Annotated in this window: 17 protein-coding genes; 11 read left to right on the top strand and 6 right to left on the bottom strand. The window is 46.2% G+C overall.

All coding sequences use genetic code 11. The annotated features are described in order from the left end of the window. Nucleotides 1-13 precede the first annotated feature (13 nt). The 3 genes from slmA to coaBC all read right to left on the bottom strand — a co-directional run bounded on the left by slmA (nucleotide 14) and on the right by coaBC (nucleotide 2,410). Nucleotides 14-607 (bottom strand): nucleoid occlusion factor SlmA, encoded by a 594-nt coding sequence (slmA, locus tag EKG39_RS17330; RefSeq protein ID WP_126507246.1) that lies wholly within the window; start codon nucleotides 605-607, stop codon nucleotides 14-16. A gap of 145 nt (nucleotides 608-752) precedes the next feature. Further along, on the bottom strand, nucleotides 753-1,211 hold the full coding sequence (dut, locus tag EKG39_RS17325) for a dUTP diphosphatase (protein WP_126507245.1): 459 nt from the start codon (nucleotides 1,209-1,211) through the stop codon (nucleotides 753-755). Then, nucleotides 1,208-2,410: a bifunctional phosphopantothenoylcysteine decarboxylase/phosphopantothenate--cysteine ligase CoaBC gene (coaBC, locus tag EKG39_RS17320; protein WP_126507244.1), complete on the bottom strand. Its 1,203-nt coding sequence runs from the start codon at nucleotides 2,408-2,410 to the stop codon at nucleotides 1,208-1,210. Before coaBC ends, dut begins: the two co-directional genes overlap by 4 nt. 145 nt (nucleotides 2,411-2,555) lie before the next feature. Here coaBC and radC point away from each other — a divergent pair, with 145 nt between their 5' ends. The 4 genes from radC (at nucleotide 2,556) to argA (ending at nucleotide 5,383) form a co-directional block, all read left to right on the top strand. Beyond that, on the top strand, nucleotides 2,556-3,233 hold the full coding sequence (radC, locus tag EKG39_RS17315) for a RadC family protein (protein WP_126507243.1): 678 nt from the start codon (nucleotides 2,556-2,558) through the stop codon (nucleotides 3,231-3,233). 127 nt (nucleotides 3,234-3,360) lie between these two features. Beyond that, nucleotides 3,361-3,597, top strand: a complete 237-nt coding sequence (gene rpmB, locus EKG39_RS17310) for a 50S ribosomal protein L28 (protein ID WP_012327135.1) — start codon at nucleotides 3,361-3,363, stop codon at nucleotides 3,595-3,597. Between the two features lie 6 nt (nucleotides 3,598-3,603). Next, on the top strand, nucleotides 3,604-3,777 hold the full coding sequence (rpmG, locus tag EKG39_RS17305) for a 50S ribosomal protein L33 (protein ID WP_011494790.1): 174 nt from the start codon (nucleotides 3,604-3,606) through the stop codon (nucleotides 3,775-3,777). A gap of 286 nt (nucleotides 3,778-4,063) precedes the next feature. Further along, on the top strand, nucleotides 4,064-5,383 hold the full coding sequence (argA, locus tag EKG39_RS17300) for an amino-acid N-acetyltransferase (RefSeq protein ID WP_126507242.1): 1,320 nt from the start codon (nucleotides 4,064-4,066) through the stop codon (nucleotides 5,381-5,383). 48 nt (nucleotides 5,384-5,431) lie between these two features. On the opposite strand, the gene rarD is transcribed toward argA, so the two are convergent. Further along, complete coding sequence (gene rarD, locus EKG39_RS17295; protein ID WP_126507241.1) at nucleotides 5,432-6,319, bottom strand: EamA family transporter RarD; 888 nt, start codon at nucleotides 6,317-6,319, stop codon at nucleotides 5,432-5,434. Nucleotides 6,320-6,555: 236 nt separating this feature from the next. Beyond that, on the bottom strand, nucleotides 6,556-7,020 hold the full coding sequence (locus tag EKG39_RS17290) for a thioesterase family protein (protein ID WP_126507240.1): 465 nt from the start codon (nucleotides 7,018-7,020) through the stop codon (nucleotides 6,556-6,558). Between the two features lie 300 nt (nucleotides 7,021-7,320). On the opposite strand from EKG39_RS17290, the gene recQ reads away from it, so the two are divergent. Beyond that, entirely contained in the window at nucleotides 7,321-9,144 is a 1,824-nt protein-coding gene (gene recQ / locus EKG39_RS17285) for a DNA helicase RecQ (protein ID WP_126507239.1), read from the top strand. Nucleotides 9,145-9,149: 5 nt separating this feature from the next. Here the strand turns inward: recQ and EKG39_RS17280 are convergent, their stop codons facing one another. After that, nucleotides 9,150-10,901, bottom strand: a complete 1,752-nt coding sequence (locus EKG39_RS17280) for a tetratricopeptide repeat protein (RefSeq protein ID WP_126507238.1) — start codon at nucleotides 10,899-10,901, stop codon at nucleotides 9,150-9,152. Nucleotides 10,902-11,397: 496 nt separating this feature from the next. On the opposite strand from EKG39_RS17280, the gene leuA reads away from it, so the two are divergent. The 6 genes from leuA (at nucleotide 11,398) to EKG39_RS17250 (ending at nucleotide 18,713) form a co-directional block, all read left to right on the top strand. Continuing rightward, nucleotides 11,398-12,969, top strand: coding sequence for a 2-isopropylmalate synthase (gene leuA, locus EKG39_RS17275; protein WP_126507237.1), 1,572 nt, complete (start codon nucleotides 11,398-11,400; stop codon nucleotides 12,967-12,969). Between the two features lie 64 nt (nucleotides 12,970-13,033). Then, complete coding sequence (gene leuB / locus EKG39_RS17270; RefSeq protein ID WP_126507236.1) at nucleotides 13,034-14,128, top strand: 3-isopropylmalate dehydrogenase; 1,095 nt, start codon at nucleotides 13,034-13,036, stop codon at nucleotides 14,126-14,128. A gap of 3 nt (nucleotides 14,129-14,131) precedes the next feature. Next, a complete protein-coding gene (gene leuC / locus EKG39_RS17265; RefSeq protein WP_126507235.1) occupies nucleotides 14,132-15,532 on the top strand; it encodes a 3-isopropylmalate dehydratase large subunit in 1,401 nt (466 codons plus the stop codon). A gap of 13 nt (nucleotides 15,533-15,545) precedes the next feature. After that, nucleotides 15,546-16,151, top strand: coding sequence for a 3-isopropylmalate dehydratase small subunit (gene leuD, locus EKG39_RS17260; protein WP_126507234.1), 606 nt, complete (start codon nucleotides 15,546-15,548; stop codon nucleotides 16,149-16,151). Between the two features lie 516 nt (nucleotides 16,152-16,667). Next, a complete protein-coding gene (locus tag EKG39_RS17255) occupies nucleotides 16,668-17,981 on the top strand; it encodes an outer membrane protein transport protein (protein WP_126507233.1) in 1,314 nt (437 codons plus the stop codon). A 225-nt stretch (nucleotides 17,982-18,206) separates the two neighbouring features. After that, nucleotides 18,207-18,713 carry a nuclear transport factor 2 family protein gene (locus EKG39_RS17250; protein WP_126507232.1) on the top strand — a complete coding sequence of 169 codons (507 nt, stop codon included), beginning with the start codon at nucleotides 18,207-18,209 and terminating at the stop codon, nucleotides 18,711-18,713. Nucleotides 18,714-18,725: the final 12 nt, after the last annotated feature.

The following is an 18,725-nucleotide window of genomic DNA, read 5'->3' as shown; positions in this document are numbered from 1 at the left end:
GTTTCGCTTTGGTTTAACTTTGAAGTAGTTGCTGCTGGATGAAGACCCACTGCTGTTCGAAGTGTTCGGTTGGTTTCTGCTTGAACTCACTACGTACAAACTGCGCTATTCTGCCTTCGGCGATGGCGAGCAGCAGGTTGGCAAGAATAGCCTCATCAAGATTAAAGCCTTTACCCTCTCTCAGTGTTTTCTCTCTTAAGATCTGTTTCAGATGGGTTTCTATTTTTGAAAAAATAAGACTGACTCTGCTACGAAGGCGTTCATTCTCACCAAGCAGAGCGTCACCATTGAGTACTCTGGAGATCCCCGGATTGCGTTCAGAGAAGATAAGCAGAAGCTGCAGCAGCAACTGGCATCGCTTCATGGTGTCCTTTTCTTCCGTCATGATGAGGTTGATGCGAGATAAGAGTGATTCTTCGATGAAGTCGATGAGGCCTTCAAACATACGCGCTTTACTGGGAAAGTGTCGATAGAGTGCGGCTTCAGAGACGCCCACTTCGGCAGCGAGTTTTGCCGTTGTTATTCTTTGTCCCGGGTTGGTTTCCAGCATAGTTGCCAGACATTGGAGGATATGTTCGCGACGATTGATTTTTGGGCTTACAGCCATTTAGTTTTCCTTCACTCAAAATACGGCAGGAGCTAGGTGATCGCTTTGCCTTCGTCCAAAAGCGGATGTTGGCAACAGTTCACTTTTTTATTATTTACAGAGTAGAGGCCGATTTAGTCGGCCTCGTAGATGACAGTGTTTGAGGTTATTGGGTGCCGGAATGACCGAAGCCGCCTTCACCACGAGATGAGTTATCAAATTCATCAACCAGTTTAAATTCGGCCTGAACGACCGGAACAAAGACCAGTTGGGCCAACCTGTCTCCTATTTCGAGAGTGAATGGTTCACTACCTCTGTTCCAGCATGAGACCATCAGTGGTCCTTGATAATCAGAATCGATAAGGCCAACCAAGTTGCCTAAGACAATCCCGTGTTTATGACCCAAACCTGAGCGGGGCAGTATCACAGCAGCAAGGCTGGGATCGGCGACATGAATTGAGATGCCGGTTGGAATCAGAATCGTTTCTCCCGGAGCCACCTGGATACTGGTTTCGAGCATGGCCCTAAGGTCCATACCGGCACTACCTGGTGTTGCATAGGCTGGTAGAGGAAATTGAGAACCAATGCGTGAGTCGAGGATTTTTACTTCTATAGGAGTCTTCATGCGTTATCTATTCGTTTCGCTATCAGGGTGAGCAATTGAGTGGCTAAGGTTAGTTTATCCGTTGCGGGGAGATCTTGCTCTCCTTTTTCCCAAATCACTTTGAGTGCATTGCTATCGGCATTGAAACCGAGTTCAGGGCTGGACACGTCGTTAGCCGCAATCATGTCGAGCTTTTTACGGATAAGTTTATCTTTGGCGTAGCGTGCAACATCTTGAGTTTCAGCGGCAAATCCCACAGTAAACGGTCGTGGGGTATGACTGGCAACGTTGGCTAAGATATCAGGATTTCTAACCAGTGCAAGTTGCATCTCAGTCGCTGATTTCTTGATCTTATCCGTGGCAATATCGGCAACGCGATAATCTGCGACTGCAGCGCAGCCGATAAAAATGTCATTGGAGTCAACTTGGGCCATGACTACATTGAGCATATCATCGGTCGACTCTACATCGATTCTGTTCACACCTGCTGGTGTGGGCAGATGAACCGGACCAGAGACTAAGGTGACATTGGCTCCCATATCGGCAGCAGCCTTAGCCAAGGCAAAGCCCATTTTTCCGGAGCTGTGATTTGAGATATAGCGAACGGGATCTATCGCTTCTCGTGTCGGACCCGCAGTGAGCAGTAATGAGCGACCAGCAAGAAGCTTAGGTGCAAAAAACTGTTCGACCTGTATGGCTATTTCCAGGGGCTCTTGCATACGGCCCGGACCTACCTCACCACAGGCTTGGCTACCGGAAGCCGGCCCCCAGATGGTGAGCCCACGTTCAGATAAATTTTTGATATTGTCTTGAGTCGCCTGATTGCGGTACATCTGCTGATTCATCGCCGGGCAGATCACAACAGGAGATTCGGTGGCTAAGCAGGTTGTGGTGATGAGCTCATCGGCCATCCCCGCATTGATGCGTGCAATCAAATTGGCTGTCGCCGGGGCAACCAGTACCAGATCTGCCCAACGTGCCAGTTCAATATGCCCCATTGCGGCTTCGGCGGCCGTATCGAGGAGATCGGATGCCACCGGATATCCGGAGAGTGCCTGTAACGTCAGAGGCGTAATGAATTCTTTAGCGCTTTGACTCATGACAACACGAACGTCTGCCCCACGCTCTTTGAGACGACGAATAAGGTCGGCAGATTTATAGGCTGCAATACCACCACCTATAGCTAGTAAGATTTTTTTATTTGTCAGAGTCTGGTTCATAAGAGATGGCTCATTAAGAGGTGAAATCAGTCGCTAAATTGAATTGCCGCCTAACATATCACAAACCTGCTGAAGTGGAGGACACAAGTTTTAAAAACTCGACCATACTCAAGAACAGATAAAAAAATCACACAGGGAGGTCGTGATGGGGATTAAAGATTGGCCCGATGGAGAGGGGCCAAGGGAAAAGCTTTTAAAACTAGGAGTGGGACAGTTATCTGATGCGGAGTTGCTTGCTGTCGTCCTTAGAAATGGCATACAGGGCTTAAGTGCTGTTGAGCTGGCTCGGAATTTGATTGGTCAATTCGGAGGGCTTAGAGAGCTTCTCACTGCTTCAGAGCTTGAGATATGTAGAGTACCGGGTATGGGACCGGTAAAGTTTGCTCAACTTCAGGCAGCGGCGGAGCTAAGCAAGCGAATTTCCCAACAAAATTTAAAAAGAGGAAAAATATTGAGTGATCCTGATTTAACTCGGGACTATTTAATGAGACAATTAGCAGATCGTGCCTATGAAGTGTTCGCAATTTTATTGTTGGATAGTCAGCATAGAGTAATTCAGTTTGTCGAATTATTCCGTGGCACAATAGATTCAGCCTCGGTATATCCGCGTGATGTGGTATGCCTGGTGCTTGAGAAAAAGGCCGCGGCCGTGATTGTCTGCCACAACCACCCATCGGGTGTTGCGGAGCCGAGTCAGGCCGATAGGCGAATAACTGAGCGATTGAAACAAGCACTGGCAACCATAGATGTTTCCTTGCTAGACCATATGGTTGTAGGCGATCGCGAGATAGTTTCATTTGCAGAGAGGGGATTGATAGATTAACTATCCCTTGATCTTTGTTTTTAGATCCTGTATAAAATGCGCCCTCTGTTGTGTGCCTCAGGCGACGGCCGTGTTCGAGGTACATTAATGCTCGAGCGTTATATATATTGTTTTGGAGAAGTTTGACATGTCAAGAGTATGCCAAGTAACTGGCAAGAAACCAATGGTTGGTAACAACCGTTCACACGCGAAAAACGCGACACGTCGTCGTTTTTTACCTAACCTACAAAACCACCGTTTTTGGTTAGAAGGTGAAAAGCGTTTCGTTAAGCTACGTATCTCTACTAAGGGTATGCGTATCATCGATAAGAAAGGTATTGAAGTTGTTGTTGCTGAACTTCGTGCCCGCGGCGAGAAGGTATAATAAACCATGGCTAAATCTAAAGGTAATCGTGAGAAGATCAAGCTAGTTTCTAGCGCTAAAACTGGTCATTTCTACACGACTGAAAAGAACAAGCGTAACATGCCTGAAAAGATGGAAATCAAGAAATTTGATCCAGTTATCCGTCAGCACGTTATGTACAAAGAAGCTAAAATCAAGTAATTGCTTGATTCTTACTTCTAGAAAGCCCCTGTTTCAGGGGCTTTTTTTTTGCTCGAATTTCTCTATATTGCACACATAGTTTGTTCTTTCTCATAAAAATTCATATTTAACTTTTCATTTTTCCAGTCATATAACCACTATTCTCCTCCTTTTATAGTTATTTACAGACAATTCTCTTGTGAAAATAAATGCTTTAATTTTGCATTAAAATGCAATAATATGGTTTTGTTACCATGTCATACTTCAAATGACTGCATATTTGATGAATTAAGGTGAGATATTACTCGTGCGTACCACTGAACTCGTTGATGGATTTCGTCATTCTGCCTCCTACGTTAACTCTCATAGGGGGAAGACGTTTGTCGTGATGTTAGGCGGTGAGGCCTTGGCCCAAAATCAATTTCGCTCGATTATCAACGATATCGCCTTACTGCATAGCTTAGGTATTAAGATTGTTCTGGTGCATGGTGCCAGACCACAAATCGATGAAGCCTTGGCTGAGAAGTCCATCATTCCTGAATATTATAATGGAGTCCGGATCACCGAAGAGGATGCTTTCAAGGTAATCAAGCAGGTTGTGGGTGGGCTTCAGCTCGATATAACAGCCAGGCTTTCCATGAGCTTGAGTAATACGCCTATGCAAGGTGCTCAAATTAATGTGGTGAGTGGTAATTTTGTTATCGCTCAGCCCTTAGGGGTCGACGATGGCGTGGATTATTGCCTCAGTGGCAAAGTAAGACGAATAGATGTTCAGGGGCTTAAGGCTCAGTTAGGCAATAATGGCATAGTGTTACTTGGCCCGGTTGCGGCATCTGTAACGGGGGAGAGCTTTAACTTAACAGCGGAAGAGGTCGCGACTCAGATAGCGGTCAAGTTGAAGGCTGATAAGATGATTGGTTTCAGCTCTCAGAAGGGTATTCTGGATAGCACCGGTGAGGTGTTGGCCGAGTTAATGCCAAATGAAGCCCAACAGATCCTGAATAATCTCGATCAGGAATCTCATGTGTGCCTGGGGACCAAGGCATTTCTAAAGGCCAGCATCGATGCCTGTCGAAATGGCGTATCCCGTTGCCACTTTGTCAGCTATCTAGATGATGGCTCCCTGCTTCAGGAGTTGTTCTCCAGAGATGGTGTGGGGACGCAAATTGTTACAGAGAGTGCAGAGCGTCTGCGTCGTGCAGGTATTGGTGATATTGGTGGCATATTAGACCTGATCCGTCCGTTAGAGGAGAAAGGAATTTTAGTGCGTCGCTCACGTGAACAACTGGAGATGGAGATCGAGCAGTTTATGTTGATTGAGCGCGATAGTTTAGTGATAGGCTGCGCCGCCTTCTATCCGTTTGAAGAGGATAATGCCGGTGAGTTTGCTTGTCTGGTCGTGCACCCGGAATATCGCGATGCGGATAGAGGAAGTCTTCTACTCAACAATATCATCGGGCAGGCGAGGGTTAGGGGTTATTCACGTCTCTTTGCATTGACGACCAGAAGCATTCACTGGTTCTTAGAGCATGGCTTTGAAATCGTAGAGGTCGATAAGTTACCGGATAAAAAGAAGCAGTTGTACAACTATCAAAGAAAATCGAAAATACTGGCTCTTGAGCTGTAATTTCATAAATAAAAAGGAGGTGTTATCGCCTCCTTTTTGGGTCTTGTATCACAGAGGCTTTTTACGCTTATAGATCATATCTATGCTGAATACGATTAATGCGCTCCAGATGAAACCGAAGGTGATCCCTTTCTCCAGATCAAATGGTTCTTTGTAGAGCGTAATTGCGAGTATAAACATGATACTGGGGCCGATATATTGAAAGAATCCCAGCATGGATAGCGGAATTCTAACAGCCGCGGCGGCGAAACAGAGTAGCGGTATGGTTGTGACTATACCTGCCGCCATCAAGAGTAGATTGAGCGATAGGGTATTGCTCATAAGGTTACTGAGTGCGCCCCCCATGTTGGCGAACAGATAGATCATAGCGATAGGAAAGAGAATCGCTGTCTCTACTAATAACCCTGTCTTGGCGTCTACATTGACCTTCTTTCGCAGTAACCCGTATAAACCAAAAGAGAAAGCCAGGCCCAGTGAGACCATTGGAATTGAACCGAAAGAGATTAATTGGATCAGAACCCCTGAGGCGGCTAAACCTACGGCAAACCATTGTAGTTTCCGTAGCCGCTCGCTAAGAAAAACCATACCTAACATGACATTAACCAGCGGGTTGATGAAATAGCCCAGACTGGCATCCAGCATGTGATCATTGCTCACCGCCCAGATAAATAGCAGCCAATTTCCCGCAATCAGAATAGATGTCAGTGTGAGTACCACCAACTGTTTCGGGCGCTTCAGTACTTGTCTCAGTTTGGAGAATCCACCAAAGATGAACATGAGGAAGGTCACCAAAACGAATGACCAGATCACACGGTGGAGCAAAATTTCAGTCGCCGATACGTGATCGAGTAATTTAAAATAGAGGGCTGCAAAGCCCCACAAAGTATAGGCACAAAGCGCGAATGCAATGCCTTTGCGGTGTTCAGAGTCAAGCATGAATATAACTACAAAAGAAGAGAGAGCTCTATTGTATGCGTCATGGCTGGCTGGCTCAACTTCATCGGCAATATATGTCAGAAAAAGTGCAGTCCCGTAAAAGTGACACAAGGAAACTAAAGCTGACACTTTGGAGCTACTATTAATACTTGCAGAAAGGAGGGCTAAGCCCGAGTTGGTCTTTCCAGGTCAGATAAGAGACTCAGTCTGCTCGACTGAGCCAGTTTATCCGGATGTTAACCTACCATGTATGTCCCTGTACCGAATGCAATATGGGAGCCTTGTTCATTATGGAGTTCCATGCGACAAACGGAGACCCGATTACCTGCACGTATTACAGTCCCCGTACCGGTAAACTGCATCCCTCTTCCCGGCCTAAGGTAATCGATACGCAGATCTATGGTGCCCAATGTTTGCAATCGAACTTGCAGATCTTCAATGCTCCAGTCATCCCGACTGGCAACCAGACCAGCAAAAGCAGTGAGACCTCCGACAACATCGAGTACGGTTGCCGTGACTCCGCCATGAAGAATTTGTTGATGAATATTGCCGATGAGCTCCGGTTTCATGTTGATAACGACTTCGACACCATCGAGATCATAGTGTTTGATGTCTAGCCCCAATAAGTTATGAAAGGGAACCTGTTTATCGAATACCTCGGCGACTCGATTGAGTGTCTGCTCTTGAATAGGGTTAGTCATAAAGCTCCCTCTTAGACCTGTTTATTATTAGAGCAATTAATCTATCGCTTATGTATGTTGAAATGCAAATTTAAATATCAACAAATGACAAAATGACACTGAATTTATTGAGAATTAACTTAATATATCGGCTGAGTTTATGGCTGTAGCCAGCTAATTATGCTGTCTGACTGGTCTGAACCTAGATGAGGTCTTGCTGCAAAAACTGACAATGACAGTGCCAGCTCCCCGTTATTTGACAAGCAATTTTATCTGATTGGTATTAGAATAGGCCCCCCCAATTTCTGACTCTGATGGCCAATGGAACAAGCGATAGACGAACCTCAATTAGATCCGCTCTCCTCTAGTCTGCAATCTGTTTTCGGCTACCGGACATTCAGAGAGGGCCAAAGAGAGGTGATAGAGCAAAGCTGTTCGGGTTATGACTGTTTAGTCATTATGCCGACGGGTGGCGGAAAGAGTCTTTGCTATCAGCTTCCTGCGCTGCAATTGCCCGGATTGACCATTGTTGTGTCACCGCTTATCTCATTGATGAAAGATCAGGTCGATAGTCTGACCCAAATGGGGGTTTCGGCAGCTTATCTTAACTCCTCTCTGCCCAGAGAGGAGAGCGCAAAAATCTTGCAGCAGATGCATAAGGGGGAAATAAAGCTTCTTTATGTGTCGCCGGAGCGTCTGTTACAAGGTCACTTTATCGACAGGCTTCATGAGTTGCATATTTCTCTGTTTGCTATCGATGAAGCTCACTGTATCTCTCAATGGGGGCATGATTTCAGGCCCGAATACGCTGCTCTGGGTAAGCTTAGAGAGTATTTCCCTCATGTGCCCATTATGGCGCTAACCGCTACGGCGGATCAGGCAACCAGAAAAGATATTTGCGATCGTTTAACTATCAGTCCATTTTCGCTGCTTACCAGTTTCGATCGGCCTAATATTCGTTATACCGTGGCTGAGAAGCTCAATGCAGCGAATCAGTTGCGCCAGTTTGTTACCGATCAAAAAGGCACCAGCGGTATTATCTACTGTAGCAGTCGTCGCCGGGTTGATGAGGTGGCAGAACGACTGAGACTGCAGGGACACAACGCGGAAGCCTATCACGCAGGAAAGACCCAGGAAGAGCGAGCCGATGTTCAAGACCGCTTTCTTAAAGATCAGCTCGATATTGTGGTCGCTACCGTGGCATTTGGTATGGGGATTAATAAATCGAACGTACGTTATGTCGTTCATTACGACATTCCCAAGAGTGTTGAAGCCTATTATCAGGAGACCGGCAGAGCTGGTCGTGACGGTTTAGATTCCGAAGCGCTGATGCTATTCGACCCCGCGGATATCGGTCGCGTGCGTCACCTGATAGAGCAGTCTGAGCCCGGACCACAACAACAGGTCGAGTTCCATAAACTGAATACCATGGCCGCGTTTGCCGAGGCGCAAACGTGTCGTCGTCAGGTTCTGCTGCACTATTTCGATGAAAGTGCGCTTGAACCCTGTGGTAACTGTGATATCTGTTTAGATCCCCCTAAACGCTATAACGGTATGCAAGATGCGCAGAAAGTGCTCTCATGTATCTATCGATTGGATCAAAGATTCGGGATCAATCATTTGATTGAAGTCTTGAGAGGTTCCAAGGCGGCAACAGTGCTCGAACGTGGTCATGATAAGTTATCGACCTGGGGGATAGGTAAAGAGAAGAGTCATGAATTTTGGCTCAGTATTATAAGACAGATCATTCATTTAGGTTTTGCAAGCCAAGATATTACCCGTGGCTCATCGGTGAAGTTGAACCCCTCGGCACGCTCGGTATTGAAAGGTGAAGTTGAGCTGTTACTCGCAGAGCCGAGAATAGTACTGCAAACGACCAAGCGAAAGGGAAGCAGCACTCGAGCACCACTCAATTATGACCGTAAACTTTTTGCCCGACTCAAGCAGCTAAGGCGTCAGTTAGCCGAGGAGTTGGATGTGCCTCCTTACCTGGTCTTTAACGATGCCTCTTTAGCCGAGATGGCTGCCATGATGCCAACGAGTCCTGGTGAGATGCTGGCCGTCAACGGTGTTGGTGAGCGTAAATTAAGCCGTTTTGGTGGTGAGTTCCTCGATGAAATCGCTAACTATTTAGCCGATAGTTAGCCGTATCAGCCTGTTGGTTCTTCATCTATTTTTGTTTGTCTGAGTTGTTGTATGTGGGCACGCTTTATCAATGAGTTCAGGCTGTCATGTTGTTGCATGTGAGCGTAGCCAATTTTTGTTTTGTTGCCATGTAATAAAGGCGTGATGATCTCCCTTATCTGCTCGATGACCCTTAATGTGCCATTTTCTTTAGTGTGGGGCAGCAATAGTAAGAGTTCCCCATCCTCTCTGTTTATCACCAAGTCCTGATCCCGCAGTAAGTTCTCGATTCTGGAGATGAGTAGTGGAAGGTCGGTTTGATAAACATGCACAGTGCGAATGACAATGAGGCTAAGGGGATATCCACCCTGTTTACTGTTACTGATTAAACGCTCGATTTTATGTTCGCGGCTTTGTGGTTCTATGGCTAATGGTGCCTGGATTGTTCTATTTTTGTATCTGATGGTGATGACACCTAAAACAAAGCCAAATAATAGGGTCAGCACAATTGCTATGTAACCGGATTTAAATCCCAGGCCAACGTTTATCGATGAGTTGCCCTGTAGTAACTCCGTTTTAAAGACCTGCTGTTGCCGACTTAATCTGGCGTTTAACTGAAGCAGACGAGTATCTTTGATGAAGTTGAAGGAGTTCTCTGCCGCATCGAAACGATTTAGCTGATACTTGTGAGCCAGTTTAAAGTCTCCAATATCCGCATAAAAGCTGCTTAGTACTTGATAGCTGAGTATCAACTCTGCGTAGTGAGATGTGCGTATTCCTGCACTAATTGATTTGTTGATTAATTTTAGTGCGTTATCTGTATCACCGCTTGCCAGCAATACCTCTCCTAATAAGCGCTGAGCTCTTAATTCTTCAATAGTCTTTTTCTGTTTTTGAAAGGTATTGAGGCTTATCTCGAGCAGTTGAATCGCACGGATGAAATTTTTTCTCTTATATTCGAGCTGTGCCATTTGTGTGTAACTGACTGCAAGCTCAAACGCGGTACCTAACTCGGGAAGGAGCGTCTTGGCTTGCTGGATTAACTCATCACTTGAAGAATATTGATTCAACTGTGCCATCTTAGCCATGTGAGTCGCAAGCATAACCCCGACCTTACCTTGAAAAGCTTTCGAGTCTGTGGCGCGTTCAATCATCTCAAAAGCTTGTCTGGTCTCACTCTTTTTTGCCAGCAGCTGACTGAGCGGTAGCTGAATATAGATGAGAGGTGGCAGAGTCCAACCCTGTTCTTGATTCTGTGCATCAGGATAAATATCAATCGCTAAACTTAGATCTTCGAATGCGCTGCTATAGCTGTCAACTTGCGTATCTATGATGCCTCTCAATCTTAGGCCATTGACTAAAGATTGTGGCTGTTTGAGTTCTCTGGACAGCAAAATTGATGAGTCGAGTATGGGAAGAGCCTGCCTGAAATCGCCATAATTGGTAAATGCACCCGCCATACAGTTAAGGAAGTAAGGGCGTGCCTGTTCTAGTTTGAGGATTTTGGCTTTGGCGTCGCTGATCCTGGCTAAATTAATCGCCGCTTCGTTCTCACCCAGCTGTAAAAAGGTTTCACATCTGAAAAGGGACAGTCTTAGCTTTTCTGTTTCAGAGAGTTTTACCGGAGAGGAGATAGCTTCGAGGTCATTTATCTCTTTTAACGCTGCACTTGGATATTGATAGAGGAGAGTATCGAGCGTATCGAATTGTACAGATGTGCTCGCCCACACTGGCGCGAGCCAGAATGTCAGGCTTAGCACGACGATACGAAAATCCATTTTTACCAGCTCCGGTTTATTTTTCAGATATCCATGAAGTATGCATTATACCGAATTTAAATAAGATGTTGCATAAAAATACAGCTGAGGGTGAACGATAGATACAGGATTGAAAAAATGGTGATTCAACGGGGTCGAATGGATAAATTCTAGTGAAAGCTATGGTCTGCTGAGGTTTTAGTGATATTTAAAATCGACTTATCTGGTCTAATCTGTAGTTCTTGAAAAAAATGGGGTTGACACAGGAAGGCTCACACGTTAAAAATTAACCACTCGAACGATAAATGAACGCATACATTAGTTATGCTTATTTGATAAAAAATGAAAATTAAAAGTGCATTACTCAACCTCCTCATTCTCATTCTCGCAGATTCTGCGCGGAGGATGTAGTGTTGCACGCTCGATAGAAGTACCAGCATTCACAAACCCCGCGCTAACAACCGCGGGGTTTTTTGTTTTTAAGCGCCAATAATATAAGTATCCACGGAGAAAACAGATGTCTAACCGAGTGATCATTTTTGATACAACCCTACGAGATGGCGAGCAGGCTTTAGCGGCAAGTTTAACGGTTAAGGAAAAACTACAGATAGCACTCTCATTAGAGCGTCTGGGCGTCGATGTTATGGAGGTTGGTTTTCCGGTTTCTTCACCTGGCGACTTTAACTCGGTACAGACGATTGCAAATACCGTTAAGAATAGCCGGGTGTGCGCCCTTGCCCGAGCGCTGGAAAAAGATATCGATGCTGCGGCGCAGTCATTGTCGGTTGCAGATCAGTTCAGAATCCATACCTTTATCTCTACATCAACTATTCACGTAGAGAGTAAATTGAAACGCTCTTTCGACCAGGTGCTTGAGATGGCTGTTGGTGCGGTTAAATATGCCCGTCGATTCACCGATGATGTAGAGTTTTCATGTGAGGATGCGGGGAGAACGCCTATCGATAACCTGTGTCGTATGGTTGAAGAGGCTATCAAGGCGGGTGCGCGTACCATCAATATCCCTGACACCGTAGGTTACACGATACCCAGCGAATTTGGCGGTATCATCGAGACATTGTTTAACCGGGTTCCGAATATTGATCAGGCGATCATCTCCGTTCATTGTCACGATGATCTAGGGCTTTCTGTTGCCAACTCAATCACTGCTGTGCAGCAGGGGGCCAGACAGGTTGAGTGTACGGTTAATGGTATCGGTGAGCGGGCGGGTAACTGTTCACTGGAAGAGATAGCGATGATCTTATCGACCCGTAAAGATTCAATGGGTCTGGAGACCGGAATTAATGCCAAAGAGATCCACCGCACCTCTAACCTGGTCAGCCAACTATGTAACATGCCTGTCCAGGCGAATAAGGCGATAGTCGGCGCTAATGCGTTTACCCATTCATCGGGTATTCACCAGGATGGAATGCTGAAATCACAAAATACCTATGAAATTATGACCCCAGAAAGCATAGGCTTACATCGTAATAATTTGAATATGACCTCTCGTTCGGGTCGCCATGTGATCAAGCACCGTATGGAAGAGATGGGCTACGGTGATAAAGATTACGATATGGATACCTTGTATGACGCTTTCCTATTGCTTGCCGATAAGAAAGGACAAGTGTTTGATTATGATCTTGAAGCGCTGGCTTTCATGGAGGCTCAGGCCGAAGAGGAAGCCGATTATAAACTTGAGCAGTTAGTCGTTCACTCTGATTCTACCGAAGGTAATGCAACTGCCACCGTAAAATTAGAGATCGATGGTAAAACGGTCACTGAGGCTGCGACCGGAAATGGTCCTGTCGATGCGGCATATAACGCGATTGCCAGAGCGAGCCAGTGCGAGGTGAATATCACCAGTTATAAGCTTAGCGCGAAAGGTGAAGGGCAAAATGCGCTGGGGCAGGTAGATATTGAAGCCAACTATAATGAGCAGAGTTTTCATGGTGTCGGGCTTGCGACCGACGTGGTTGAAGCTTCGGTTCAAGCGCTGGTACATGTGATGAATTTGACTTCGAGAGCCGATAAAGTGGCTGACTGTAAAGAGAAAAGACAAAAAGACCGTAGTGAGCTGGGTGGTGTTTAACCACTGCACGTCGAACATAAAGAATAGATAAAATTATAATTGAAGAGCAGGAGTTAGGTGTCGTATGAGTTATCAAATAGCGGTATTAGCCGGAGATGGAATTGGATCTGAAGTGATGGCTGAGGCGCGTAAAGTGCTGAGTGCTGTAGAGGAGCGGTTCGAGCTTGCTATTGAATATAGTGAATATGATATTGGTGGCGCTGCTATCGATAATCATGGTTGCCCGCTGCCCGAGGTGACTTTGAAAGGATGTGAAGCGGCCGATGCCATTTTATTTGGATCGGTCGGCGGACCTAAATGGGAACACCTGCCGCCCAATGATCAACCTGAGCGTGGTGCATTACTACCACTTCGTGGTCATTTTGAGCTGTTCTGCAATATGCGCCCGGCAAAACTACATGCAGGTTTAGAGCATATGTCGCCGCTACGCAGCGATATTTCAGGTAAAGGTTTCGACGTACTCTGTGTTCGCGAGTTAACCGGCGGTATCTACTTTGGTAAGCCCAAAGGGCGTCAGGGCGAAGGAGAAGAGGAAGAAGCATTCGATACCATGCGTTATAGCCGCAAAGAGGTTAGACGTATCGCAAAAATTGCCTTCGAAGCGGCGCTGGGTCGACGTAAGAAGGTAACCTCTGTCGATAAAGCCAATGTGTTGGCATGTTCGGTATTGTGGCGGGAAGTTGTGGAAGAGGTCGCTATAGACTATCCGGATGTCGAACTTGAACATATCTATATCGATAACGCCACCATGCAACTACTTCGTCGCCCTGATGAATTCGATGTCATGCTTTGCTCTAACCTGTTTGGTGACATTATCTCAGATGAGATCGCTATGTTAACGGGGTCTATGGGACTGCTTTCATCAGTGAGTATGAACAGTAAAGGATTTGGTTTGTATGAACCAGCCGGCGGCAGCGCGCCGGATATTGCCGGGCAAGGTATTGCTAACCCGGTTGCTCAGATCCTATCTGCCGCATTACTGCTTCGTCATAGCCTGAAGCTGGAGGAAGCTGCGGTGGCGATTGAAGCGGCCGTAGGTAAAGCCCTTAGTGATGGCTACCTGACCGGAGAGCTACTGCCTGCATCGGAGCGTGGGAATGCTAAATCAACTTCAGAGATGGGTGATTACATTACTAAGTTAGTAAAGGAAGGTATCTGAGACATGGCTAAGACATTATATGAAAAAGTATGGGACAGCCATGTGGTGGTTGAAAATGAAGGTCAGGCGCCGTTAATCTATGTGGACAGACACCTGGTCCATGAGGTGACATCTCCGCAGGCATTTAGTGGTTTGAAGGTCGCGGGCCGCAAGTTGCGAGCGCCGGAGAAAACCTTCGCCACCATGGATCACAATACTTCGACTAAGAGCGCAAGCCTTGATGCGTTGAGCCCCATGGCCCGTATCCAGGTTGAAACCCTGCAGGATAACTGCAAAGAGTTTGGTGTTCGCCTGTATGACATTCATCATAAAAACCAAGGTATCGTCCATGTGATGGGTCCTGAGCTTGGGATCACCCTGCCCGGTACGGTTATCGTGTGTGGTGATTCCCACACCGCCACCCATGGCGCATTTGGCGCCTTGGCGTTCGGTATCGGCACCTCAGAGGTCGAGCATGTGATGGCGACTCAGACACTACGCCAAAACAAAGCAAAGACGATGAAAATTGAGGTGCGTGGTCATGTCGCCGCTGGAATTACCGCTAAAGATATTGTGCTGGCCATCATAGGTAAGATTGGTATGGATGGCGGAACAGGTTATGTGGTTGAGTTCTGTGGTGAGGCGATTGAAGCGCTATCTATGGAAGGCCGTATGACGGTATGTAATATGGCTATAGAAATGGGGGCTAAAGCGGGTATGGTCGCTCCGGATAAGATCACTGCCGAGTACCTTAAGGGTCGTGAGTTTGCGCCTAAGGCAGAGTCTTGGGAGCAGGCTATAGCTGCATGGGCAGAGCTTAAAACAGATGAAGATGCCGTGTTTGATGCAAGTGTTGTACTGGAAGCATCAGATATCGCTCCTCAGCTCACCTGGGGAACCAATCCGGGTCAAGTAGTTGCTATCGATGGCTTGGTACCAAACCCTGAAGATGAGTCAAATGCAACGGTTAAGGCCAGTATAGAGAAGGCGCTGGAATATGTAGCGCTTAGCGCTGGGACCTGTATGACAGATGTCAGCATTAACAAGGTATTTATCGGTTCATGTACTAACTCTCGTATCGAAGATCTGCGTGATGCTGCTCTGCACGCCAAAGGCCGTAAAGTGGCCGCAGGCGTCACAGCGATAGTTGTGCCTGGATCTGGTCTAGTGAAAGAGCAGGCTGAAGCGGAAGGGTTAGACAAAATCTTCCTGGAGGCTGGGTTTGAATGGCGTCTGCCGGGCTGTTCTATGTGCTTAGCGATGAATGATGACCGATTAGAAGCCGGCGATCGCTGTGCTTCTACCAGTAATCGTAATTTCGAAGGGCGTCAGGGACGAGGCAGTCGTACTCATCTTGTGAGCCCTGCTATGGCTGCAGCTGCGGCAGTAGCCGGTCATTTCGTCGATATTCGTAAAGCATACTAGGAGCATCAGAGTCATGAATCCATTTATTTCACACACTGGGCTTGCAGTGATGATCGACAGTGCCAACGTCGATACCGATCAAATTATTCCTAAGCAGTTTTTATCTAAGGTGACCCGAGATGGCTTTGGGGTTCACCTGTTTCATGATTGGCGTTATCTCGATGACGCAGGTGATGAGCCAAACCCTGGTTTCAGCCTCAACCTGCCAAGATACAAGGGTGCCTCTATTCTTATCTCTAAAGAGAACTTTGGTTGTGGATCGAGTCGTGAGCATGCGCCCTGGGCATTAGCCGATTTCGGATTGCGAGCCATCATAGCACCGAGCTTTGCCGATATATTTTATGGTAATTCGATCAATAATGGCCTGCTTCCGGTTCGTCTGACCGATGTCGAAGTGCAGCAGTTGATGGATGAAGTCGAAGCGAATGAAGGCGCAGAGATCACCGTCGATCTCGAGGCTCTCACGGTTACCTCTCCATCGGGGGCGGTATTTAACTTTGAGATAGCCGGCTCGGCAAGGCATAACCTACTTAATGGTCTGGATGCTATCGGTTTGAGTTTGGCTTATGCGGAGCAGATATCCAGCTATGAAGCACAATTACCGACTTGGAAAGCATAAAATGTTTTAAGCGTACGTTTGTACAAGCTTGTTAAAGAAGATAAGCCGAATGGATTTTTGTCCATCCGGCTTTTGTTTTAAGGGGAGATTAAAAAATATTAAGTTATTGAAAATTAGCGGTTAAATATTGGTCGTGTGGGTTTTATGTGACAGAGAGAGCTTTAGCTAGTTGTTTGTCCTGTGATTTTAATCATATTTTGGCGTACACTTGTTTTAATTGTTTTTAGGTCTTAGTTGTTGATAAGTAAGTGATTTGCCACGTTATTGAGCATGCTCAAATAATTTATGGCGACATTGACTTCATCAGTGTAAAAGTAAAAAGCGTTTTAAAAGTCATTTGCTCTGCATTTGCGTTACCTTTCGTTGCCTATTTAGTGTTTTATACTGTTTTGGCTTCTTTGCTTGCAAAGATATGCTGCATGAGTACACTCCCGCCTCAATAATGGTTTGAGCTATTGCTCTAATTAAAAGCCAAGATCACTAAATTCAATAATGACTTTAATAATGAGAGAAACGATGAACAAGCGCATTTTATCTATGGCCGTGGCTGCGGCGATTGTTGGATCAGTTACACAAGTTCAGGCAGCAGGATTTCAGTTAGCAGAGTACTCAGCAACCGGGCTTGGCCGTGCATTCGCCGGAGAAGCTGCCATGGCCGATAATGCTGCGGCGCAATTTCGCAATCCAGCCATGATGACTTATCTGCCTGGTACACAAGTTTCTGGTGGCGCTATTTTGGTTATGCCCAACATCGATATTAACGGTGAAGTGACCTTTGTCGATGGTACAAATCCAACCTCTGCAAACGATATTGCCGATGATGCCGTTGTGCCAAATTTTTATGTGACTCATCAGCTCAATGAACAGTGGTTTTTAGGCCTGGCCTTGGGCAGTAACTTTGGCATGGCAACGGAATTAGACGACAGCTTCCGTGGTACTCAGTTTGGTAATGAAGCTTCGGTAACGACTATTGAGATCAATCCAAACCTTGCCTATCGCATCAATGAGCAGTTCAGTGTCGGTGCGGGTGTGCGCTTCGTGATTGGCGAAGGTAGTATAGGGGCCAAGAGCTCTGCCGATTCTGTATTGCCGACACCGATGGGGAACTTGCCAGTACCTAAAGGGACCACGTTGAAATATATGGAAGGCGATGATACGTCTTGGGGTTGGCAATTAGGTGCGGCTTGGCAGATTAATGATAGCAACCGTATTGGTGTTAACTACCGATCTGCCGTCGATCAAAATCTGGAAGGTGAAGCCAACGGCCTAGCCTTCAACCCAATGGATCCTACCTTGAAGCTGGATGGCGCTATGGAGCTATCACTGCCGGCAACCGCTGAGCTTGCGTCTTTTCATCAGCTGACTGAGAAGTTGGCTATTCACGCCAGCATTAACTGGACCGATTGGAGTTCATTTGAAAAGCTGGAAGCCGTTATTCCAGCGCTATCTGAGCCGACTCAACTGGTGAAGCAGGAGAACTGGAAAGACAGCTACCGTTTCGCTTTAGGTACCACATATGATTTGAACCAAAAATCGACCCTGCGTGCGGGTATCGCTTATGATAGATCTGCGGTCTCTGATGCCAACCGTACCCTGACTATTCCAGAGATGGATCGTTTGTGGTTGAGTGCCGGTTATGGTTACCACTTTAGCGACAATCTTGATCTGGACTTCGGTGTGACATATATCTTTGCGGATGAGTCACCTGTGGTTGAGCCTCGTCCGGGGATTGAGTCTGATCTCTCTTCAGCCCTGTTTGGCGGCACATTCAGTGGTACTACTAGTGGCAATATTATGCTGGTGGGAGTACAGGCAAGCTACCGCTTCTAATATAGAACTTATTGAATAAAGGGTCCGGAGCTTATGTTCCGGCCCTTTTTTTACACCATTAATAACCGTTAAGTAAATATTTTGTTAGCAAAATGAACTTCATAAGATTATATTCATCTAATGGATTACCCTATTAGCTGAGCACTTTTAACCTGATTATATTAGTGCAATACGTGTGTCGGACTTCATTGGGCCGATATGCCGTAACAAAATACGAGGTGTACAATGAGGCCTTATCTATTCGCCGCCAGTTTATCTTTCCTATCCTTTACCTCACAAGCTGCTCCGACTCCTACTGAAGTGGTCGAAAGTTTCATCCAGGCCTATAACAAACATGATGTTGAATTAATGGTGCAGCATACGAGTGAGACCGTACGTTGGATGCATATTACTGGTACTAAAGTGGAGGTCGAAACGTCTGACCGAACCGAATTTGGTGCAGCTATGACCGATTATTTTGAGACACTTAAAGATGCCAATGCCACCATTCTTCAAATTATTGACTCTGGTAGTTATGTAAGTACGGTCGAAAGAGTGACCTGGGATAATGACGGTGAACACCTTAGCCAGTGTAGTATCGGTACATTTAGGATTAAGGACGGAAAGTTAGCCGAATTTTGGTACTTTCCAGCCCACGCTTGCGATGCTCAAGTCGAAGCAGAGACGATTGAAAAAACGGACTTACCTGTTGTAGAGCCTGAAATCGGTGTGTTACAAGAGACTCAACAATAGTCATTTTTCAGG

This window comes from Shewanella atlantica (assembly GCF_003966265.1).
In the GTDB taxonomy this organism is placed as follows: Bacteria; Pseudomonadota; Gammaproteobacteria; order Enterobacterales; family Shewanellaceae; genus Shewanella; species Shewanella atlantica.
The sequence above is the reverse complement of the archived record's forward strand: the minus strand, read 5'-3'. Positions and strand labels throughout refer to the sequence as shown.